At 72.0% G+C, this 20,657-nt stretch carries 22 protein-coding genes; 9 read left to right on the top strand and 13 right to left on the bottom strand.

Annotated features, from left to right (window positions below; genetic code table 11):
- Positions 1 to 10 precede the first annotated feature (10 nt).
- The 5 genes from AB0L00_RS32270 to AB0L00_RS32250 form a co-directional block, all read right to left on the bottom strand.
- Positions 11 to 1,612 (bottom strand): ABC transporter substrate-binding protein, encoded by a 1,602-nt coding sequence (locus AB0L00_RS32270; RefSeq protein WP_364440846.1) that lies wholly within the window; start codon positions 1,610 to 1,612, stop codon positions 11 to 13.
- A gap of 14 nt (positions 1,613 to 1,626) precedes the next feature.
- Positions 1,627 to 2,106: a flavin reductase family protein gene (locus AB0L00_RS32265; protein WP_364440845.1), complete on the bottom strand. Its 480-nt coding sequence runs from the start codon at positions 2,104 to 2,106 to the stop codon at positions 1,627 to 1,629.
- A gap of 34 nt (positions 2,107 to 2,140) precedes the next feature.
- A complete protein-coding gene (locus AB0L00_RS32260; RefSeq protein WP_364440844.1) occupies positions 2,141 to 3,259 on the bottom strand; it encodes an LLM class flavin-dependent oxidoreductase in 1,119 nt (372 codons plus the stop codon).
- A 64-nt stretch (positions 3,260 to 3,323) separates the two neighbouring features.
- Positions 3,324 to 4,520, bottom strand: a complete 1,197-nt coding sequence (locus tag AB0L00_RS32255) for an LLM class flavin-dependent oxidoreductase (RefSeq protein ID WP_364440843.1) — start codon at positions 4,518 to 4,520, stop codon at positions 3,324 to 3,326.
- A complete protein-coding gene (locus AB0L00_RS32250; RefSeq protein ID WP_364440842.1) occupies positions 4,517 to 5,869 on the bottom strand; it encodes an NtaA/DmoA family FMN-dependent monooxygenase in 1,353 nt (450 codons plus the stop codon). The genes AB0L00_RS32255 and AB0L00_RS32250 overlap by 4 nt, the downstream gene beginning before the upstream one ends.
- Positions 5,870 to 6,225: 356 nt before the next feature.
- Between AB0L00_RS32250 and AB0L00_RS32245 the strand changes: the two genes are divergently transcribed.
- Entirely contained in the window at positions 6,226 to 6,954 is a 729-nt protein-coding gene (locus AB0L00_RS32245; protein ID WP_364440841.1) for a chitinase, read from the top strand.
- Positions 6,955 to 7,111: 157 nt separating this feature from the next.
- Positions 7,112 to 7,909 carry an RDD family protein gene (locus tag AB0L00_RS32240; RefSeq protein WP_364440840.1) on the top strand — a complete coding sequence of 266 codons (798 nt, stop codon included), beginning with the start codon at positions 7,112 to 7,114 and terminating at the stop codon, positions 7,907 to 7,909.
- Positions 7,910 to 8,032: 123 nt separating this feature from the next.
- On the opposite strand, the gene AB0L00_RS32235 is transcribed toward AB0L00_RS32240, so the two are convergent.
- Both AB0L00_RS32235 and AB0L00_RS32230 read right to left on the bottom strand, forming a co-directional pair.
- Positions 8,033 to 8,266, bottom strand: coding sequence for an EF-hand domain-containing protein (locus AB0L00_RS32235; RefSeq protein WP_345359204.1), 234 nt, complete (start codon positions 8,264 to 8,266; stop codon positions 8,033 to 8,035).
- Between the two features lie 93 nt (positions 8,267 to 8,359).
- Positions 8,360 to 8,824, bottom strand: coding sequence for a MarR family transcriptional regulator (locus AB0L00_RS32230; RefSeq protein ID WP_364440839.1), 465 nt, complete (start codon positions 8,822 to 8,824; stop codon positions 8,360 to 8,362).
- A 124-nt stretch (positions 8,825 to 8,948) separates the two neighbouring features.
- Here AB0L00_RS32230 and AB0L00_RS32225 point away from each other — a divergent pair, with 124 nt between their 5' ends.
- The 4 genes from AB0L00_RS32225 to AB0L00_RS32210 all read left to right on the top strand — a co-directional run bounded on the left by AB0L00_RS32225 (position 8,949) and on the right by AB0L00_RS32210 (position 12,315).
- Positions 8,949 to 9,716, top strand: a complete 768-nt coding sequence (locus tag AB0L00_RS32225) for a pirin family protein (protein WP_345359198.1) — start codon at positions 8,949 to 8,951, stop codon at positions 9,714 to 9,716.
- Positions 9,717 to 9,819: 103 nt separating this feature from the next.
- Entirely contained in the window at positions 9,820 to 10,323 is a 504-nt protein-coding gene (locus tag AB0L00_RS32220; protein ID WP_364440838.1) for a VOC family protein, read from the top strand.
- 114 nt (positions 10,324 to 10,437) lie between these two features.
- The gene (locus AB0L00_RS32215; RefSeq protein WP_364440837.1) at positions 10,438 to 11,382 is read left to right on the top strand and encodes an NAD(P)-dependent oxidoreductase; all 945 of its coding nucleotides are present in this window, start codon (positions 10,438 to 10,440) and stop codon (positions 11,380 to 11,382) included.
- Positions 11,383 to 11,388: 6 nt separating this feature from the next.
- Entirely contained in the window at positions 11,389 to 12,315 is a 927-nt protein-coding gene (locus AB0L00_RS32210) for an RNA polymerase sigma-70 factor (RefSeq protein ID WP_364440836.1), read from the top strand.
- An 8-nt stretch (positions 12,316 to 12,323) separates the two neighbouring features.
- Here the strand turns inward: AB0L00_RS32210 and AB0L00_RS32205 are convergent, their stop codons facing one another.
- The gene (locus AB0L00_RS32205; protein WP_364440835.1) at positions 12,324 to 12,860 is read right to left on the bottom strand and encodes an SRPBCC domain-containing protein; all 537 of its coding nucleotides are present in this window, start codon (positions 12,858 to 12,860) and stop codon (positions 12,324 to 12,326) included.
- Positions 12,861 to 12,996: 136 nt separating this feature from the next.
- Here AB0L00_RS32205 and AB0L00_RS32200 point away from each other — a divergent pair, with 136 nt between their 5' ends.
- Positions 12,997 to 13,392 (top strand): helix-turn-helix domain-containing protein, encoded by a 396-nt coding sequence (locus AB0L00_RS32200; protein ID WP_364440833.1) that lies wholly within the window; start codon positions 12,997 to 12,999, stop codon positions 13,390 to 13,392.
- A gap of 34 nt (positions 13,393 to 13,426) precedes the next feature.
- Here AB0L00_RS32200 and AB0L00_RS32195 read toward each other — a convergent pair whose 3' ends face one another.
- The 3 genes from AB0L00_RS32195 to AB0L00_RS32185 all read right to left on the bottom strand — a co-directional run bounded on the left by AB0L00_RS32195 (position 13,427) and on the right by AB0L00_RS32185 (position 15,810).
- Complete coding sequence (locus tag AB0L00_RS32195; RefSeq protein WP_364440832.1) at positions 13,427 to 13,852, bottom strand: CBS domain-containing protein; 426 nt, start codon at positions 13,850 to 13,852, stop codon at positions 13,427 to 13,429.
- 87 nt (positions 13,853 to 13,939) lie between these two features.
- Positions 13,940 to 15,061, bottom strand: coding sequence for an amidohydrolase family protein (locus AB0L00_RS32190; protein ID WP_364440831.1), 1,122 nt, complete (start codon positions 15,059 to 15,061; stop codon positions 13,940 to 13,942).
- Positions 15,058 to 15,810: a glucosamine-6-phosphate deaminase gene (locus tag AB0L00_RS32185; RefSeq protein ID WP_364440830.1), complete on the bottom strand. Its 753-nt coding sequence runs from the start codon at positions 15,808 to 15,810 to the stop codon at positions 15,058 to 15,060. The genes AB0L00_RS32190 and AB0L00_RS32185 overlap by 4 nt, the downstream gene beginning before the upstream one ends.
- 341 nt (positions 15,811 to 16,151) lie before the next feature.
- Between AB0L00_RS32185 and AB0L00_RS32180 the strand changes: the two genes are divergently transcribed.
- Positions 16,152 to 16,982, top strand: a complete 831-nt coding sequence (locus tag AB0L00_RS32180) for a hypothetical protein (RefSeq protein WP_364440829.1) — start codon at positions 16,152 to 16,154, stop codon at positions 16,980 to 16,982.
- Between the two features lie 7 nt (positions 16,983 to 16,989).
- On the opposite strand, the gene AB0L00_RS32175 is transcribed toward AB0L00_RS32180, so the two are convergent.
- Both AB0L00_RS32175 and AB0L00_RS32170 read right to left on the bottom strand, forming a co-directional pair.
- A complete protein-coding gene (locus AB0L00_RS32175; protein WP_364440828.1) occupies positions 16,990 to 18,498 on the bottom strand; it encodes a serine/threonine-protein kinase in 1,509 nt (502 codons plus the stop codon).
- Positions 18,499 to 18,552: 54 nt separating this feature from the next.
- Positions 18,553 to 19,317 (bottom strand): TetR/AcrR family transcriptional regulator, encoded by a 765-nt coding sequence (locus AB0L00_RS32170; protein WP_364440827.1) that lies wholly within the window; start codon positions 19,315 to 19,317, stop codon positions 18,553 to 18,555.
- Between the two features lie 110 nt (positions 19,318 to 19,427).
- Here AB0L00_RS32170 and AB0L00_RS32165 point away from each other — a divergent pair, with 110 nt between their 5' ends.
- Positions 19,428 to 20,654 (top strand): saccharopine dehydrogenase C-terminal domain-containing protein, encoded by a 1,227-nt coding sequence (locus AB0L00_RS32165; RefSeq protein WP_364440826.1) that lies wholly within the window; start codon positions 19,428 to 19,430, stop codon positions 20,652 to 20,654.
- Positions 20,655 to 20,657: the final 3 nt, after the last annotated feature.

Raw genomic sequence — 20,657 nt, 5'->3', positions numbered from 1 at the left:
GGCGCATCGGCTAGCCGATCCAGGTGTCGTGCAGCTGGATCCGGCTCGACGCGTCGAATCGCAGGTCGTGGACCTTCTTCGCCACTCCCAACTCGGTCTGCAACTCGACCACCGGGATGACGTAGGCGTGCCGGGCGATCTCCTGCTGTGCCTGTGCCACCAGCGGGCGCCGCTTCGCCGGGTCGGCCGCGGCGGCCTGCCCGTCCAGGAGCGTGTCGAGCCCGGTCTTGGGCAGCTTGTAGAAGTTCGCGAGGTGAGTGGAGTAGGAGCTGCGCAGGATGTCCGGATCGGCGCGGGTGACGTTGCCCCACACCAGGTCGAACCGGCCGCTCTGCTGGACCTGGACGAGCTGGGCGATCGGCAGTTCCTTGAGCTCGAGCCGGACGCCGACGGCCTTGAGCTGCTGCTGGACCAGCTCGAGCGTCGGCTGGTTGGTGGCCGCGTTCGAGAACCAGGTGGCGGTCAGCCGCAGTGCCGTGCCGTTCTTCTGCCGGACGCCGTCGCTCCCGGCCGTCCATCCGTCCTCGTCGAGGAGCGACGCCGCCTTGGCGCGGTCGTAGGCGAGGAGCGTTCCGAGGTCGGTGTAGCCGGGGGTGGTGTGGGCCAGGACGCTGGTGGCGGGCCGGGTGCCGGCCGGGAAGACGGTCTCGGCGATCTGCCGGCGGTCGATCGCGAGTGAGATCGCCTGCCGTACCTTCTCGTCGTTCAGCGGGGACCGGGCGTTGTTCGGGCTGAGCCCGAAGACGACCCCGGGATTGGCCCGGGCCTGCAGATGGACGCCGGACGCCCTGAGCGCGGCCTCGTCGGAGCGCCCGACGCTGCCGATGGCCCCGACCTGCCCGGACTGCAGCGCGCCGGTCCGTACGCCCGACTCGGGCAGCACCTTGAACACGAGCCGGTCCAGGTAGGCCTCGCCCTGTTTCCGCCACAGCGAGGACCCCCAGGCGTACCCCCGGCGCCTGGCGAGCGTGATCTCCTGGTTCGGCGCGTACTTGGCCAGCACGAACGGACCGGACCCCACGACGCCTTGGGAGCACCGCTGCTGCGGCGACTTCCGGGTGCTCGACTCGGCGACGATCCCGAGTGAGTGCGTGGCCGTGGCCTGGAGGAACTGGGCGTTCGGCTGCCTGAACGTCACCTTCGCCGTCCGGTCGTCGACGACGGTGGTGCCGGTGTACCCGCTGAGGTAGCCCTCCGCCAGGATCCCGAGCGCCCCCAGCCCGGGGACGGCGTCGAAGTTGGCCTTGACGACCTGGGCGGTCAGCGGTGTGCCGTCGCTGAAGGTCACGCCGGGCCGCAGGTGGAAGGTGAACGTCCGCGCGTCCGGGCTGACCTGCCAGCTCTGCGCGAGCCAGGGAACGATCTCGCCCGACGACGGGTCCTGGTCGGTCAGCGAGTCCACGAGCTGGCGTACGGAGTAGATCGTGTCGTTGCTGCCGACCTGCTGCGGATCCACGCAGCCGGCGTCCGACCCCACCGCGAAGGTGAGCGTGCCGCCGGTCCTGGGACCGGCGGTGCCACCGCCACCGGTATCGCCGCCGGAACCGCACGCGGCCGTCGTCCCGATGGCGACGACCAGTACGGCGGCGGACACCCACGTGCTTCGACTCACGGAAGGACTCCTCCTCATGCCTGGCTCAGCCGCCGGAAGCCGCTGGCGTGGAAGACCAGCGGCGCTACCTCGGGGCGGGCGTCCAGATCCCGCACCCGGAACACCACGATGTCGTGGTCACCCGAACGCACCTGCTGTTCGATCGTGCACTCGAACCACGCCGCCACGCCCTCGATCAGCACGCACCCGTCCACGGTCGCCCGCCAGTCCACACCCGCGAACCGGTCACCACCGCGCGCGCCCAGCCGCCGCCCCACCTCCTCCTGATGCGCGCCCAGCACACTGATCCCGATCCGCGGCAGCCCCCGCAGCAACGGCCACGTCGTCGAGGTGTGCGCCACGCACACCGACACCAGCGGCGGATCCAGCGACACCGGAACGAACGAGCTCGCCGCGATCCCCACCGGCCGCCCACCGGCCAACGCCGCCACCACCGTCACACCCGTCGGATACGCGCCGTACACGCGACGCAGCTCCAGTCGCACCGCGGTCATGCCGAGACTCCTTCTCTCCGGTGCCGGGCCCGGCTCACGCGTTCCACTCTTCGGCCAGCAGCTCGAACGAGCGGACCCGGTCGGTGTGGTCGTGGGTGATGGTGGTGACGAGGAGCTCATCGGCGCCGGTCACCCGCTGGAGCACCCGGAGGCGTTCGGCGACCGTCGCCGGCGAGCCGACGAACTGGGTGTCGATCCGGTCGGCGACCAGCGCCCGGTCCTCCGCCGTCCACTCGTGGGCGGCGGCCTCCTCCGGCGTGGGGAAGGGAATGGCCCGCAGCTCCTTGCGGATGCTCCGGACCCACAGCCCGTAGGGAGAGGCGAGCCGGCGGGCGGTGTCGTCGTCCGGCGCGACGACGACGTCGGCCGAGACCAGGACGTACGGCTCGGTGCGACCCTCGGACGGTTTGAAAGCCTCCCGGTAGGCGTTCACCGCCTCCAGCACCGTGGCCGGGCTGACGTGGTAGTTCGCGGCGAACGGCAATCCGCGCTCGGCGGCGACCTGGGCGCTCTGCCCGCCGCTGCTGCCCAGGATCCACAGCTGCGGCTCGGCGCCCTCGCCGGGGACCGCGTGCGCCTCATGGCCGTCCGGCGACCGGTAGGTCCCGGTCAGGAGCGCGATGATCTCATCGACCTGGTCGGCGAAGTCCGGTGACTGGGCGCCCGGCTGCTGCAGCAACGCGCGGGACAGGGCGAACAGCGGGGACTTCGTCAGCGAGGCAAAGGAGAACGGGGACGGGATGAGCAGACCGTCGACGACGGTCGCCGGACGCTCAGGCGGTGGTGCGGTCGCGGCCCGGGCGAGCTCGGCGCCGCGCTGTCCGGAACGGCCCAGGCCGAGGTCGATCCGGCCGGGGTACAGGGCGTCGATGGTGCCGAACTGCTCGACGACCGCCAGCGGCGTCTGGTGGCCGAGCTGGACGGCGCCCGAACCGACCCGGATTCGGCGGGTGGCGGCCGCGACCAGGCCGATGAGCACCGCGGGCGCCGAGCTGGCGACGCCGGGCGCGAGATGGTGCTCGGCGAGCCAGTACCGGTGGTAGCCGGCCTCCTCCGCCCGCCGGGCCAGGTCGATCGTGTCGCGCAGCGCGTCGCGGGCCGTGCCACCGGAGGTGACCGGCGCGAGGTCCAGGATGGACAGGGGTACGGGCATGGTCACCTTCCGGCCGGGGCCGCGGGGGACGGCCTGCTGAGGATCTTTCGGCGGACGGGGGCCGTCACGACGCCCTCGCGTACCGGTTGGCCGGCCGGGCGAGGCCGAGCAGGCCGCGCAGGGTGTCGGCCTCGTACTCGTCGCGGAACGCGCCGCGCCGCCGCAGCTCCGGCACCAGCCCCTGAGTGATGCCGGTCAGGTCGTGCGGGAGGGCGGCCGGCCGCAGCCGGAAGCCGTCGAGCCCGGCGGCTCGCCAGTCTTGGAGCAGGTCGGCCAGGTCACCGGGGGTCCCGGTGAAGACGAGGGCGTCCGAGGAGTAGGGAGCGCCGTCCAGTTCGTCGAGCCGGTCCTTGCGGGCCTCGGCCGTGGAAGTGTCACCGTCGAGGAGGACGATCAGGTCGGCGAAGATCTTCAGCGGCTCACCGGCCCGGCCCGCGTGCTCCTCGGCGGCGCGCACCTGTCCGGTGATCGTGGTGACCTGGTCCCGGGAGTGCGGGGTCACGTACACGACGTCCGCTCCCCCGGCCGCGAACTCGTAGGGCACGACGTCGTGGGCGAGCGCCGTGACGAGCGGCTGACCCTGCGGCGGGCGTGGCGTGATCGAGGGTCCCTTGACGCTGAAGTACGGGCCTTCGAAGTCGATGTAGTGCAGCTTGTCGCGGTCGATGAACCGGCCGGTCGGCACATCGCGGATCTCGGCGTCGTCCTCCCAGCTGTCCCACAGCCGCCGGACGACCTCGACCGCGTCGGCGGCCTCGGCGAACAGCGCGCGTACGTGCCCGGCGAACTCCGGGTCGTTCCACGCACCGGGGCGGAGCTCGGGGAACTCGCGGCGGCCGAAGTGGCGGGCGTCGCTCGCCCGGCCGGAGATCTGCGGGCGCCACCCCGCCCGGCCCCGGCTGACGTGGTCGAGGGTGGCGATGCCGATCGCGACGTGAAACGGCTCGGTGTGGGTGGTGCTCGTCGTCGGCACCAGCCCGATGCGGGAGGTGAGCGGGGCGAGCCGGGCGGCCAGCAGCACGGCGTCGAGCCGGCCCCGCACCTGGTCGGTGCGGTCGTCCGGGCCGTCGAAGGCCGAGGACTGCGGGCCCAGCGAGTCCTCGATGGTCACGAAGTCGATGCGGGCGCGTTCGGCCTCGGCGACCAGGTCGGCCCAGTACCCGGCGGTGAACAGGTCGTTCGGCCGCGCGTCCGGCGCCCGCCAGGCGGCCGGGTGCCAGCCGGCGCCGTCCAGCGCGACGGCGAGGTGGAGGTGGGTCACAGGGTGGCCTCCTGACGGTGCGGGACGGCGGCGAGGCCGAGGTGGTCGCGGAGCGTGGGGCCGGTGTAGTCGGCGCGGAAGACGCCCTTCTCCTGTAGGAGCGGCACGACCTTGTCGACCAGGTCGTCCAGACCGCCGGGCGTGAGGTGCGGCACGAAGATGAAGCCGTCCGCGGCCTCCGTCTGGACGAACTCGTCGATCTGGTCGGCGACGGTCCGCGCGGTGCCGACGAACGTCTGCCGGCCGGTGACCTCGATGACCAGCTCACGTACGGTCAGCCGTTTCTGCCGGGCGACCTCCCGCCACTGCTCGGCCGTCGCCCTGCGGTCGCCCCGGAACTGGGCGCGGCCCTTCGAGACCCCCTCGGAGAAGTCGGGTTCGATGTCGGGCAGCGGCCCGTCCGGATCGACGTCGGACAGGTCCCGGCCCCAGATCCCCTCGAGGAAGGCGATCGCGGTCTGCGGGCTCACCTGCGCCCGCCGGATCTCCGCCGCGCGCTCGGCCGCCTCCTCCTCAGTGTCGCCGAGGACGTAGGTCACGGCGGGGAGGATCTTCAGGTCATCGGGCCGGCGGCCGTACTTGGCGAGCCGGGCCTTGACGTCCTTGTAGAACGCGCGGCCCTCCTCCAGCCTGCTGTGCCGGCTGAAGATGACGTCGGCGTCGGAGGCGGCGAACTCCCGGCCCTCCTCGGAGTCCCCCGCCTGGATGATGACCGGGTGGCCCTGGGGCCCGCGCGGCACGTTGAACCTTCCCTCGATGGCGATGTGCCGTCCCTGGTGACGGAAGGTCTCGATGCCGTCGGACCGGACGAACTCGCCGCGTCCCGCGTCGGCCACCACGGTGTCGGGCCGCCAGGAGTCCCACAGCTCTCGCGCGGTCCGGAGGAACTCGGCGGCGCGGGTGTACCGGTCCGCCTCATCCAGGTAGCCGCCGCGCCGGAAGTTCTCCCCGGTGAACGCGTCGTAGCTCGTTACAACGTTCCAAGCCGCCCGGCCACCGCTCAGATGGTCGAGCGTCGCCAGCCGCCTGGCCACTTCGTACGGCTCGTTGAAGGTCGAGTTGACGGTCGCGGCCAGACCCAGATGTGAGGTGACGGCCGCGAGGGCGGACAGGACGGTCAGCGACTCGGGCCGCCCGACGACGTCCAGGTCGTGGATCCGGCCCTTGAGCTCGCGCAGCCGGAGCCCCTCGGCGAGGAAGAAGAAGTCGAATCGGCCGCGCTCGGCCGTACGGGCGAGGTGAACGAAGGAGTCGAAGTCGATCTGGCTCTTGGACCGGGGGTCGGCCCAGACGGTGGTGTTGTTCACGCCGGGGAAGTGCGCGGCGAGGTGCACCTGTCTGCGTGTCATCGGAACCTCTCCCTGTCGAGGGGTCGGGCGCGAACTCGCGGCTCGCCTGACCGAGCAGGCGAGATCAGCGAACCCATGCCACTGTAGAAAAAACCTACTAATCCGGTCAAGATAGGGAGGAATGTTGCGATGGACGACATGAGGGATGAGTGGGGCGACGCCGAACCCGCCCGACCCATGGACGCCCGTCGACGGGGCCGACGACGCCGAGACGACGTGACACGACGCTCAGAACGTCACGATCGGCGAGATCTCTGCTACAGATAGTAGTCGCGACGGGTCCTCCGTCGTCCGGGCCGCGGACACCGGAGGACCGGTCGCTCGGCGGCCCGGCCACGCTGCGCGAGGAGCGAGAGATGTCCGTACGTCGCGTGCCGGCCGCCATGACCTCGGTCACCCTGACGGGCATGCTGGCCCTGAGCGCCCCGGCCGCCGCGGCGACCGGCGGCGGTCCGGCCGGGGGCGTCGCCTTCGTGGTCGGCCAGGCACAGTTCGACGCGATGTTCCCGGGCCGCAATCCCTTCTACACCTACAAGGGCCTGACCGACGCGCTGCGCGCCTACCCGGGCTTCGCGCGGACGGGCGGCGAGGTCACGAGAAGGCGCGAGGCGGCGGCCTTCCTCGCCAACGTCGGCCACGAGACGGGCGGCCTGAGATACGTCGTCGAGCAGAACAAGGCCGACTACGGCCACTACTGCGACAGAACCCGGCCCTACGGCTGTCCCGCGGGCGCGAACGCCTACTACGGGCGCGGCCCGCTGCAGTTGAGCTGGAACTTCAACTACAAGGCCGCCGGGGACGCCCTGCACCTCGACCTGCTGCACGACCCGTACAGAGTGGAGAGGGACGCCGCCGTCTCGTGGCAGACCGGCCTGTGGTTCTGGAACACTCAGAAGGGCGCCGGCGCCATGACCTCGCACGAGGCGATGGTGAGCGACAAGGGCTTCGGCGCGACGATCCGCAGCATCAACGGCGACCTGGAATGCGACGGTAAGAACCCGGACCAGCGCCAGGACCGCATCAACCTCTACCAGAGGTTCGCCGGCATCCTCGGCGTCGGCGCCGGCGGCAACCTGTCCTGCTGATCCCCCGGTTCGGACCGGTCTCCCCGCCCGGAGCCCGCGTCCCGGTTTCTGCCGATCCCTCCGAAAATCCCCGTGTTCGGAGGGATCTGCCCTATCCTCGCGCGTGCGCCGTCAGGTCTCCGCCTGCCGGCCGGAACCGACGGGGATGGTGCGAAAGATGGCGACGGATCCACCCGAAGACGAGGCGGCGCAGGCCCCGGAGGCGGAGCCGCCGTCGGACGGCTCTCAGCCGGACCAGCCGGGCCCGCACCCCCGGCCGTACGGACTCCCTCCCGGACAGCCCTATGTCGACTCCGTGCCGGGAGCGTACGGCGGTCCGCCGCCCGGACCGTACGGGCCTTCAGGTCCGGGGCACTACGGCGGTCCGCCTCCGGCACCGCCGTATCCGTCCTATCCGCCCGGTGGGCCGTACCCGGCCTACGGTCCGCCGACGGCGATGGACCCGACCCTCGCCGAGTGGTGGCAGCGTCTCGTCGCCCGGATCATCGACGGCCTCCTCCTCTCGGTGGTCACGGCGCCCCTGCTGGTCTGGTACTTCCTCTGGTACCTCCACCGGATCAAGGACATCCTCCCGTCGGATCCGGACGCCCCGACGCCGCCGGTCGGCGAGGTGCTGCACACCGAGCTGAGGCTGATGGGGTACAGCCTGCTGGTCGGGCTGGTGAGCGCGGTGATCGCCTTCGGCTATGAGGCGTTCGCGCTCTCCCGGTGGGGCCGGACCGTGGGCAAGCGGGTCATGAACATCAAGGTGGTCGCGCTGTCGGACCGCGCGCCGATCACCGGGGGCACCGCCGCCAAGCGGGCCGCGCTCTACGCGCTCGCGCCGCAGGTCCCCACCGTCGGCGGCATCTTCGGTCTGCTGAACGTCCTCTGGCTGCTCTGGGACAAGCCCTACCGCCAGTGCCTGCACGACAAGGTCGCCCGGACGGTCGTGGTCAAGACCCCGCCGCGGTGATTCACCGGACGGTTCCGGCGGGTGGCGCACCCGCACGAGCCGCCCGATCCTCGAGAAGGCCCCTGGCGACGGGACTCCGCTCGTCGCCAGGGGGTTCGGACGCGTCGTCGGCGGCGGCCGGCCTCAGGAACCGAGCTCGGGGAGGTTCTCGGCCAGCGGCACGAACTCGGCCGCCGACAGCAGCCCGTCACCGTTGGTGTCGTACTGGACGAACAACGCCCTGACGATCCCCGACAGATCGTTCACCTCGGCCGCCGGGAACATCCCCGCGATCGCCGCGGTCACCTCGTCGGCGGTGAGCCGCCCATCCCCATCGGTGTCGTACCGAGCGAACACCGCCTCGTACTGATCGGACATGATTCCCTTCCACCAGAGCGACCGTGGTCCCCGATCGTAACGATTCCCGGAGCGGACCATGGCCCCCAGGTGCGGCGAATTCGCGCCGGGGGCTCAGCCGGCCGTGGCGTCGAGCCGGCCGAGCACGTGGTCGGACACCTGGTGGAGCAGGGCGACCTGGTCGCGGGTGAGCCCGTCGAAGAACAGGCGTCGTACGGTGTCGACGTGCCCGGGGGCGGCGGCGACGATGGCGCGCCGGCCCGCGTCGGTCAACGCGACCACGGCGCCGCGGCCGTCCTCGTCGCACTCCTCTCGCGCTACCAGGCCGCGGCGCTCCATCCGGGTGAGGTGGTGCGACAGGCGACTCTGCTCCCACTGCAGGCCGCGCTGCAGCTCGAACGGCCGTAGCCGCCCGTCCGGGGCGTCGGTGAGCTGGACGAGCACCTCGTAGTCGGCCAGCGAGAGGCCGGAGTCGGCCTGCAACTGCCGGCTGAGCCGTGCGGTCAGTTGCCCGTGCATGCGGATGAACGCACGCCAGGCGCGCTGCTCCTCGTCATCGAGCCATCGTGTGCCGCTCATGACCTCCACCCTAACGTGATCAATGACACGTCATCCAGCTGGGAAATATATGACGCATCATGTAGGTTGTGAGCCGCGTAGATGATTCATCATCTACCTAGACGCCGGAATGAGGAGCCGTCCCATGCGCACCCAGATGAGCCCGCAGATCGACATCCGCCGCGCGGACGAACGCTTCAAGACCGAGATCGGCTGGCTCGACTCGAAGCACTCGTTCTCGTTCGGCCACCACCACGACCCTCGCAACACCCACCACGGGCTGCTGCTCGTCAACAACGACGACGTGGTCACGCCCGGCATGGGCTTCGAGACCCATCCGCACCGCGACATGGAGATCGTCACCTGGGTTCTGCGCGGGTCGCTGGTCCACCAGGACTCCACCGGCCACAACGGGGTGATCTACCCGGGGCTCGCCCAGCGGATGAGCGCCGGCACCGGCATCCTGCACTCCGAGAAGAACGACTCCTGGCACCTGCAGGGCGAGCGGCACGACGAGCCGGTGCACTTCGTGCAGATGTGGGTGGTGCCCGACGAGGCCGGCATCACCCCCGGCTACGAGCAGCTGGAGATCGACGAGAAACTGCTGTCCTCCGGCGCGCTCGTCCCCGTCGCCTCCGGGCTGGAGCGGCACGACGGCGAGGCCGCGATCCGGATCAAGAACCGGTACGCCGCGCTCTACGCCGCCCGCCTGACGCCCGGCCAGAGCGTCGAGCTGCCCGACGCGCCGTTCCTGCACCTATTCGTCGCACGCGGCGCCGTGAACCTCGAAGGCGCCGGTCCGCTCGGCACCGGTGACGCCGTGCGCTTCACCGCGGTCGGCGGACAGCGGGTGACCGCGACCGAGCCCGCGGAGATCCTGGTATGGGAGATGCACGCCACCGTCGCCGCCTGACCGCCCGGCCGGAAGCGCCGGGTGAGGTGGGTCCGCTCATGGGCAGGGGACCCACCACCCGGCCACCGGCCGGAACCCGTCACGACCCCGCATTGGAGGAACCATGACCGACACCCCGACCGATCTCGGCACGATCGAGGCCGAGCGGCAGCGCATCCGGGACGCCCATCTCCGCCCCGCGGCCGAGCGTCCCCGGTCCACGGCGCGCGGACTGCATCACACCGCGCTGATCAGCGGCGACGTGGAGCGTACCGTCCGCTTCTACCAGGACGTGCTGGGCTTCCCCCTCACCGAGCTGATCGAGAACCGGGACTATCCCGGCTCCTCGCACTTCTTCTTCGACATCGGCAACGGCAACCTGCTCGCCTTCTTCGACTTCCCCGGGCTCGCCCTCGGCCCGTACGCCGAGGTTCTCGGCGGCCTCCACCACTGCGCGATCTCCGTGGAGCCCGCGCGCTGGGACGAGATCGTGCGCCGCCTGGACGAGGCCGGCGTCGAGCACGTCGTCCACAGCGAGGTGTCGGTCTACTTCCGCGACCCCGACGGCGCCCGCATCGAGCTCATCTCCGACCCGCTCGGCGAGATGTACGGCAACCAGGTGCTGTGACCATCGCCGGTCACGCCGGCGGCCGACGTCCATCGCCTGTGAACCGGGTCACTGCCGGTCATGAAGTGAGAGGGCTTCTCGTCTCTTGTTGGTGACGCAACGAACGGAGACGTCATGAGAATCCTCATCGCCGGAGCGTCCGGCACGATCGGCGGCCATCTCGTCACCCAGCTCGTGGCGCGCGGCCATGAGGTCGTCGGTACGACCCGCTCGGCGGCCAAGACCGGCTCGCTGCGGACGCTGGGCGCCGAGCCGGTCATCGTGGATGCGCTCGATCCGGACTCGGTGGCCGATGCGGTGGCCAAGGCCGAGCCCGAGGTGATCGTCCATCAGCTCACCGCGCTGAGCGGACCGTCGACCATGCGGCAGGTGAAGCGGATGGCGGCCGCCACCAACCGGCTGCGCACCGAGGGCACCGACCACCTGCTGGCCGCCGCGCGTGCGGTCGGCGTCCGCAGGTTCGTGGCACAGAGCAACTCTTTGTGGATGGAACGCAGCGGTGGGCCGGTCGCCGACGAGGACGGCCGGATCGAACCGAACCCGCCCGCGGACGCCGAGGCGGCGGTGGCCGCGTTGCGCCACGTGGAGGACGCGGTGACCGGCATCACCTGGGCCGATGGCATCGTGCTTCGCTACGGTTCCTTCTATGGCCCCGGGACCGCCCTCAGCGCCGCGCCGGACGCGGTCATGACCGAGCAGATCCGCAAGCGAAGGTTCCCGATCGTCGGCGGCGGCCGCGGGGTGTGGTCGCTGGTGCACATCACCGACGCCGCCTCGGCCACAGTCGCGGCCATCGAACGCGGCAGGCCCGGGATCTACCATGTCGCCGATGACGACCCGGCACCGGTGCGTGACTGGCTGCCCTACCTTGCCCGGACACTCGGCGCCGGACCGCCGCGCCGCGTACCGGCCTGGCTCGCCCGCCCGCTGGCCGGCAAGGGCGCGGTGGACATGATGACGCGAGCCCGCGGGATCTCCACCGACAGGACCAAGCGCGAACTGGACTGGAAACCGCAGTACCCGAGCTGGCGCACGGGTTTCACCGACGGATTGAGCTGACTCGGCATGTCCACCTCGGACCTGTATGACGATCTGCGGCCGCGGGCCTTCGCCATCGCCTACCAGATGCTCGGTAGCGTCAGCGAAGCCGAGGACCTGCTGCAGGAGGCGTTCCTGCGGCTGCACCAGACCCAGCGGGGAGGCGAAACGATCGCCTCCCCGCGGGCGTACATCGCCACCTTGGTCACTCGCCTGGCCATCGACCAGTTGCGCTCGGCACGCGCGCGCCGGGAGCGGTACGTCGGCGAGTGGCTCCCGGAACCGCTGGCCACCGATCCGTCACCAGGCGAGCACGCGGAGACCGCCGACTCGCTGTCGTTGGCCGTCCTGGTGTTGCTGGAGAGCCTGTCGCCACGGCAGCGGGCCGCGTTCCTGCTGCGCGAGGTGTTCGAGTATCCGTACCCACAGGTCGCCGAGATCGTCGGCACCGATGTGGACAGTACGCGGCACCTGGTCGCGCGGGCTCGCAAACACCTCCAGGAGCGCCGGCCGCGCTACCACGCCTCTCGGCGCCAGCGACAACAGCTGGCTCGGCGTTTCTTCGCCGCCGTCGAACAGGGCGACCTGCGGTCGCTCGAAGAACTACTGGCGCAGGATGTGGCGATGCACGGTGACGGCGGCGGCAAGGTGCCGGCGCTGGGGCGGCCGGTCAACGGACGCCGGCGGGTGGCGCGTGTTCTGGCGGCGGTGGCGCCCATGCTGGCGCGGGCCGGTGGCGTGCGTTTCCACGTCACCGAGGTCAACGGCGAGCCGGGCGCCCTGGTGTTCGACACGCGGGATCTGCTGGTCGGGGTGATGGGGCTGGATATCGCCGACGGTCAGATCCAGACGATTCACTCCATCGTCAACCCCGACAAATTGCAGCACTTCGACCGGGTCGGCGACTTCAGCGCCCTGGTGCGCGCGGACCGCCGAGCCGACGGCGACGGCTGAACCGCCGGTCACGCCGGGCCCCGCCGTCGCGGGCCGGGGTCCGGGGCGAGCGCCGCCGCCAGGCCGTTCAGGCGGAGCGTCGTGCCGCCGCGCAGGTGGGGCAGGTCGGCGCTGCCGTCGCCGGTGGCGACCAGGAAGGCGACCTGCTCGGTCCACGTCAGCAGGGTCGATCCGGCGTCGTCGGCCAGCAGGACCGTGACCAGGGAGGTCCAGCGCAGCAGGTCGTCGACGATGGACTCGTACCCGAAGACGATCCTGCGTTCCGGCACGATGTCGAGGTAGCGGGACCGGTACTCCAGCCGCTCCGGGACCGAGTCCAGAACGGAGAAGGTGCTGTGCGCCGTCTCGCCGCCGCCCACCCGGAACTCGTGGTCGTACACGGCCCCCGACCCGGGAAGCCGGAACCAGCGACGCCGGACGCCGGAGTCCGCGAAGGCGGCGAAGACGACGGCCGGCGCCGCGTCCAGACGCCGGACGATCGTGAAGGTCTCGTGCCGGACGCCGGGCCCGTCCTCCGGCCGCACCTCGGCCTGCCGTGCGCTCATCCGCATCCTCCGTTCGTTGACCGCCGTGGCGGTCGTCGATGGTTACCATCGGGAGGAATCGCGGATCGGCCCGTGTTAATCCGCCTCGCCAATACGCACTTTCCCGTAAGCAACGCACCCGGAAGGCGGAATCGCCATGGACGCCGTGCTGCGCGCCGATCTGGTCGCGCGAGGGATGACGCCAGACTGCGCGGAGACGATCGAGCTCGTCCGCGACGTCCTCACCCGGGTCGGCGACAAGTGGACCGTCCTGGTCGTCACGACGCTGGAACCCGGCCCGATGCGCTTCACCGCCCTGCACGAGCGGATCGCCGGCATCTCCCAGCGCATGCTCAGTCACACGCTGCGCGCCCTGCAGCGCGACGGCCTGATCACCCGGACCCCCTACGCCGAGGTGCCCCCGCGTGTGGAGTACGCGCTCACCCCTCTCGGCCGCTCCCTCGCCGCGGCCGTCGACCACCTCGTCCTCTGGGTGCGGACCCACCGGACCGACATCGCCCGCAACCGCGAGGACTTCGACGGCGGCAGGTGACCGGCCGCCCGGTCCGCCCGAGCCGGGAGCGCGGTCAGTGCGACGTGACGGAGATGGCCGTCACGAGTTCGCCGACCATCTCATCGGGCAACTTGGCCGCGAGATCGGCCTGGCTGATGATCCCGACGAGTTCGTTCTCCTCCAGCACGGGCAGGCGGCGGATCCGGTGCTCGGCCATCTCATGCAGGACGCTCTCGATGTCCGACCCGGCGTCGACGTACCACACCTCGCCTTCGCCGACGAGCTCTCCGGCCCTGCAGTCGGAGGGGTTCCTGCCCTGCGCGATGGCCTTCACGACGATGTCGCGATCGGTGATGATCCCCTTCAGCCTGCCGTCCTCTCCACAGACCGGCAGCGCGCCCACGTCCATCTCCGCCATGCGGCGGGCCGCCGTGGTGAGATTCTCGTTGATCGACAGACACTCACAGCCGCGGTGCATGACCTCACGTGCGGTCGTCATGATCGATCTCCCCCTTTCAGCCCCTTGTTCGAATCGTCCCTCGCGGCGAGCCCCGGACGCCAGAGGGCGAAAGTCCCACGCCGCCGGTCAGGTCACCGGCCGCCCGGCGACGAGGACCTCGCGGATGTCGAGCGTGGTGTCCCCCGGCCGCCAGGCGAAGGCGATCAGGTCCGCGGGCCGGCCGGGCCGTAGCAGGCCACGGCCGCCGACGAAGCGCCCGGGGTTCGCCGTGGCCAGGCGCAGCCCGGTGGCGAGGGGCAGGCCGGCCATCGTGATCGCCGTCGCCACCCCGTCGGCGAGGGACCGGGAGGCGCCGGCCAGCAGGGGCGTGCCGACGTAGGAGAGCCGGCCGTCCGCCGACAGCTCCACGTCCCCGCCCACCGGGGTGCGGTAGCGCCCCGGTGGCATGCCCGCCAGCGCCGTGGCGTCGGACACCAGGTGGGAGCGCTCGACGCCCTTGGCGCGCAGCATGACGCGGAAGGTGTCGGCGGGCAGGTGGTGCCCGTCCGCGATGAACCCGGCGTGCAGGCGGTCGTCGGCGAGCTGGGTCCACAGGTGGTTCGGGTGCCGGGGCAGCATGGTGTAGGTGGCGTTGCCCAGGTGCGTGGCGAGTTCGGCGCCGGCGTCGATCGCCCGGGTGATCTGCTCGGGCGTGGCATGGGTGTGCCCGATCGCGCAGCGCACGCCCCTGCGGGTGGCGTGGGCGATGAAGTCGATCGCCGCCTCGTCGTGCGGCGAGATGGTGACCATGCGGACGAGGTCGCCCCAGCGGCGCAGCTCCTCGAGGTCGGCGGGCCGCAGGTACCGCGCGTCGTGCACGCCGCGCGGGCCGTCCTCCGCCGACAGGAACGGCCCCTCCACGTGGACGTACGGGATCGCGCGCGCGACGAGCGGGTCCGCCCCGCGCGCCCGCGCGATCGCGGACAGCGCCGCGCGGATGCGCTCCTCGGGCGCGGTCACGATCGTCGGGACCACCGTGGTCGTCCCCACGCGGCGCAGGGCGCTCACCAGCGCGGTCACCGTGGCCTCATCGACGTCGGCGGCGTTCACGTCGTGCCCGGCGAACCCGTTGACCTGCAGGTCGACCAGGCCGGGCGCGAGCCACAGCTCCGTGGGGCCGTCCGCCTCGGTGATCGCGCCGATCCGCCCGTCCTCGACGCTCACGCACAGCGTGCGGCCGCTCGCCGGATCCCGGCCGGTGATCCTCATCGGGGCGCGGACTCCTCGTCGACGTAGACCACACAGCGCGGGTGGGTGCGCAGCGCGCTCGCCGGCAGATGTCCTCCGATCGGGCCGCGCAGCGCGGCGGTCACCGCGTCCCGTTTGCGCGCGCCGGGCACCATGCAGAAGACCTCCTCGGCCGACAGCAGCGCCGGCACGGTGAGGGTGATCGCCCGCTCAGGCACCTCGGCCAGGGTCGCGAAGCAGCCGTCGTCGACCTGCTGCCGGCGGCAGACCTCGTCCAGTTCGACGACCTTGACGGACGCGGGGTCGTCCAGGTCGGCGGGCGGGTCGTTGAACGCCAGGTGCCCGTTGACCCCGATCCCCAGGCAGGTGATGTCGATCGGCGCGGCCGCCAGCGGACGGGCGTACGCCTCGGGGGGCGCGTCCGGGTCGATCAGGTGCACCGCCCCGAGCGGCACCCGGTCGAAGAACGTCCGCCGCAGCCAGGTGCCGAACCGCTGCGGGGCACCGTCGTCCAGGCCGAGGTACTCGTCCATGTGGAACGCGGTCACCCGCGTCCAGTCGATGCCCGGCTGCGCGGCCAGCGCGCGCAGCGCCGCCTCCTGGCTCGGCGCCGCAGCGAAGATCATCCGGACTTCGGGCCGGGTCTCCAGCCTCCTGGTGATCGCCGCCGCGATGTCGCGCGCGGCGGCGCGGCCCAGCGCCTCGGGGTCGGGGAACCGGCGGAGGACGGGGGTGTACGTCGCGGCACTCGACCGCTCTCGATCTGTCATCGCCGGCAACGCTACTCCCCGGCCTCTTTGGCCGGCGCGTGGGAATGCGTTGCAGATCCGGCTCGGGATCCATCGTGAGGACCGTCAGGGTGGATCCGGAGCACCCCTCCAGAATGCTCCGGATCACCCCGGACGGTGCCGCCCCTACCGAACCGCCCCCGCGCGTCCGGTGCTGAGCCGGCGATGATGGACCAGGCGTCCCCTGCCTGGGTTCTGACACTTGCGAGGCCTTCACAGCAAAGCCCCGGGGAGCGACTCCGGCTACCCCCGGATTCGGGGATGGGCGGGCCGGAGGCGCGGGTCCTACACTCGGCGGACATGAGTACTGGCGGGGTGCCCCGATGACACCGCGCGCCGCGGCTCCCGCCGTCACGCGCGTCACGGCGCCGTCCGGGCTGGTCCGGGAGCTTCCCGACCACGAGCGCCTGGTCTTCGGCCGGGGACCGGACGCGGACCTGGTGATCTCCGCCGACCGTGGTCTCTCCCGCCGGGCGGGCGTGATCAGCGCACTGTGCGGCGGCGCGTGGGTGGCCAACCTCAGCCGGACCCACGCGCTGTACACCGAGAGCGACGGATACCAGATCCGGCTGCCACCGCTGGAGGCGGGCGGTGAGCCGTCCGCCGGCTGGTTCATCCGGACGGGGACGGCGCTGGTGGGTTCGCGGGGCATGCTCGACGCGGGTCAGGCCGTCCGCGTGACGGTCGTGTCCACCGCGACCGACGCCCTCGGGAGCCCGCCCGTCGCCCGGCCGGACGACGACTCGACGCTGCTCCCGCTGTACCTGGATCCGCACACCAAGCTCTTCCTGGTGGCGCTCCTCCTGTGCCGGCCGTGGCTGCTGGACCCGACCCGTACGACTCCGCTGCCCCGGACGCCGGAGATCGCCCGCGCGGCGTTGGAGGTGACGGACGCCTATTACGAGATCGAGCAGTTCGACCACGACCCGGTCTTCCGTGACCGGCTCGCCGCGCGCGTCGGCGAGCATCTCAAGGTGCTCCGTCGCAAGATCAACCTGCGCGGCCTCGCGCGGGCCGGGACCCGGCTCTCCGACGAGGTGGTCGTCGGGGTGCTGATCGAGCACGCCATCGTCACCCCGGCCGATCTGGACCGCCTCGCCGACCCGTCCTGGTGCTCGCGGCAGGAGGACCTGTGGTGGGACCGTTCGCGGTAGCCGGGGGCTACAGGTCGTTCACGGTGAACGCCGCCTCCAGCGGGGCGCCGACGCCGGGCACGGTCACGGTGAGGCGATGACGGCCGGGCGGGAGCTTGCCGGAGAAGAACTCGTGGCTCTGGTTGATCACGTAGTTGAACGTGCCGGCGAAGTCGACGACCGGCGTCACCACCGACACCCTGGTCCGGTCGAGCCGGACCGTGACCGTCCGGCCGGGTGTCAGGCCGGTGCCGTGGACGACGAACCCGGTGCGCCCGTCGCCGTAGTCCTGGTTCAGCGTGATCCCCGGAGGTCCCGACGGCCGTGCCGTCCGGGCGACGCCGGGTGCTCCGGCGGGTACGGCGCCGGGCGGTGGCGGGCCGAGCGGCCGCCGTGGCCGGTCGTCGCCCATCCGGCCCAGCGCGAACCCGGCCGAAAGGACGGCCACCGCTCCGAGCAGCACCATAAGGACCCGCCCGCCCCGGCCGCTCCGCCGAGGCGGGACCGTACGCCGCTGGTCCGGGGCGTCCGGGTCCGGGCGCGGAGCCGCCGGCGATCGCTCCGGCGCTCTGATCGAGGTGGGCGAGTCCAGGGTGTCCTCGCCGGCGGCGCGGTCATCCGCCCGTGGCGGTTCCACCGGCCGTGGCTCCCGCCGGTACTCCTCGAGCAGGGTGAGGGCCTCGTCGGGCAGCGGCGCAGCGCCGCTGCCGTCGAGTTCGGCCGCCAGGCGGGCCAGCAGGGCGTCCGCCGTGGGACGGTCCGCCGGGTCGCGCCGGAGGCAGTCCAGCAGCAGGTCGGCGGCCTCATCCGGTACACCGGTGAGGTCCGGTGGATCGCTCGCCAGGCGGAGCAGGACGTCGGTCACCGACTTCCCCGAGTACGGCGGGTGTCCGGTGGCGGCGAACAGCAGGGTCGAGCCGAGGGCGAAGACGTCGCTCGCCGGCGTCGTCCGCCTGCTGTCGCGCGCCTGCTCGGGCGCCATGTACGCGGGGGTGCCGACGGCCTGGTGCGTCGCGGTGGCCGTGGCGCGCTCGGTCGCCCGTGCCACGCCGAAGTCGATGACCCGTGGCCCCTCGATCGACACCAGCACGTTCGACGGTTTCAGGTCCCGGTGCACCAGCCCTGCCTGGTGAATCGAGTCCAGCGCCTCGGCACACCCGGCGGCCAGCCAGCGCAGGGCCGGAACCGGCAACGGCCCGCACGTCCGTACGAGCTCCTCCAGGGAGGGCGCCGGGATGTACGCGGTGGCAAGCCACGGGATCTCGGCCTCCGGGTCGGCGGCCACCACCGCCGCCGTGAACACGCCGCTGACCCGGCCCGCGGCCACGACCTCACGGGCGAAGCGGGAGCGGAAGTCGGCGTCGCCGGCGAACTCGCCCCTGATCGTCTTGACCGCTACCAGCCGTCCCGAGGCCGACCTGCCGAGGTAGACCCGGCCCATCGCACCGCTCCCGAGCCGCCCCAGCAGCGTGTAACCGCCGATCCGCCGGGGGTCCTGCCGGGCCAGTGGCTCCAGCCTCGTACGACCTGACGCCATCGCGTCTCCTCCGCTCGGCAGGGCACACCGGTCCATCTTCCCGGCCCCGGACTGTCAGTCAGGCGGACTGTACGGTTTCGTTACCGCCCTCCCCCGGCCATCGCCGGAGCCGCGATGCGCGACGGAGGCGAGCTCCGCGGCGGCGCTCGCGAGCATCATGTCGAGGGCGACCGGGTAGGCGCTGGAGTTCATCCGCGCCGCCAGGAGGTCCGCCACCGCGGTGATGTTGGGGTGCGTCCGTTCCGGCAGCCGCGCGTACGTCGCCTGCCAGATCGTCTGGTCGGCGTGGCGGGCGGGCTCCGGCAGGGTCTCCGAGGCCGCGTCCAGCGCGGCGAAGGCCAGGGCCTGGTCGATGAAGGCGTGGTAGATCCGCACCGCAGACGGGTCGGGGAACCCCGCGCGGCGCAGGAGACCCAGGATGGCCTCGTCCGCGGCGATCTCCTGCGACCGTCCGCTGACGCGGGCGGCCGTGAGCACGGCCGCCTGGGGGTGGGCGAGGTAGGTGGCGTGCACCCGCAGCCCCAGTTCGCGCAGGTCGCATCGCCAGTCGCCCATCGCGCTCCAGCCGCTGAGCGCCCGCCCCATCAGCTCGTCCGCCAGGGCGAGGGTGAGGTCGTCCATGCCGTCGAAGTAGCGGTAGACGGTGCTGGGGTCGGCGCCCAGCGACATGCCGAGGCGTCGCGCCGTCAGGCCGTGCGCACCGTGTTCGCGGAGCAGCCGCAGCGCGGTCTCGATGATCAGGGCGTGGCTGAGCACCTCCCCCTGCTTGGTCCGCCGGCGCCGCCGGCGCTCCCCGTCGCGCACCGCCTTCTTCCCCATGCCCGGAGCTTATGCCAACAGGGTTGACGTTAATTGATGGTGGGTCGTTGGATCGTGCCAGCGCGAGCGAGCGGCGCTGTGCGCGTGAATGCGAGAGGGGATGCGTCCCAGTGCGAATCCTGCTGGTAGGTGCGGGAGGCGTCGGGTCCGCGATCACACGGATCGCCGCCCGCCGCGACTACTTCGAGCACATGGTCGTCGCCGACTACGATCTCGGCCGCGCGGAGGCGGCGGTGGCCGCCGTGGCCGGTGTCGGCGCGGCGGGCCGCTTCGGCTCCGCCAAGGTGGACGCCGGCGACCAGGTCGCGGTCGCCGACCTGCTGCGCGAGCACCGCTGCGACGTGCTGCTGAACGCGACCGACCCCCGTTTCGTCCTGCCGCTCTTCGCCGCGGCTCACGACGTCGGCGCGCACTACCTGGACATGGCGATGTCGCTCTCCCACCCCCACCCGGAGCGCCCGTACGAGCTGTGCGGGGTCAAGCTCGGCGACGACCAGTTCGCCCGCGCCGAGGAGTACCGCGCGTCCGGGCTGCTGGCCCTGGTCGGGATGGGCGTCGAGCCCGGCCTGTCGGACGTCTTCGCCCGCCACGCCGCGGACGAGCTCTTCGACGAGATCGAGGAGATCGGCGTCCGCGACGGCGCGAACCTCACCGTCGACGGCTACGACTTCGCGCCGTCGTTCAGCATCTGGACCACCATCGAGGAGTGTCTCAACCCGCCCGTGGTCTACGAGAAGGAGCGCGGCTGGTTCACCACGGCGCCCTTCAGCGAGCCCGAGGTCTTCGACTTCCCCGAGGGCATCGGCCCGGTCGAGTGCGTCAACGTCGAGCACGAGGAGGTGCTCCTGATCCCGCGCTGGGTCGACGCCGGGCGCGTCACCTTCAAGTACGGGCTCGGCGACGACTTCATCGCCAAGCTGAAGACCCTGCACGAGCTCGGCCTGGACCGTACCGACCCGCTCACCGTCCCCACCGACCGCGGGCCCGCGGGGGTATCCCCGCGCGACGTGGTCGCCGCCGCCCTGCCCGACCCGGCCACGCTCGGCGACCGCATGCGCGGCAAGACCTGCGCCGGCACCTGGGTGAAGGGCACCAAGGACGGCCGGCCGCGCGAGGTGTACCTCTACCACGTCGTCGACAACGAGTGGTCGATGCGCGAGTACGGCTCCCAGGCCGTGGTCTGGCAGACCGCCATCAACCCGGTCGTCGCCCTCGAGCTGGTCGCGACCGGGGCCTGGACCGGCGCCGGCGTGCTCGGGCCCGAGGCGTTCCCGGCGCGGCCCTTCCTCGACCTGCTGGGCGAGTACGGCTCACCCTGGGGCATGCGCGAGCAGTGACGG

It is taken from the genome of Actinoallomurus sp. NPDC052308 (genome assembly GCF_040679195.1).
GTDB lineage: Bacteria > Actinomycetota > Actinomycetes > Streptosporangiales > Streptosporangiaceae > Actinoallomurus > Actinoallomurus liliacearum.
Note: the sequence above shows the minus strand (reverse complement) of the source record. Positions and strands in the feature narration are given on the sequence as shown.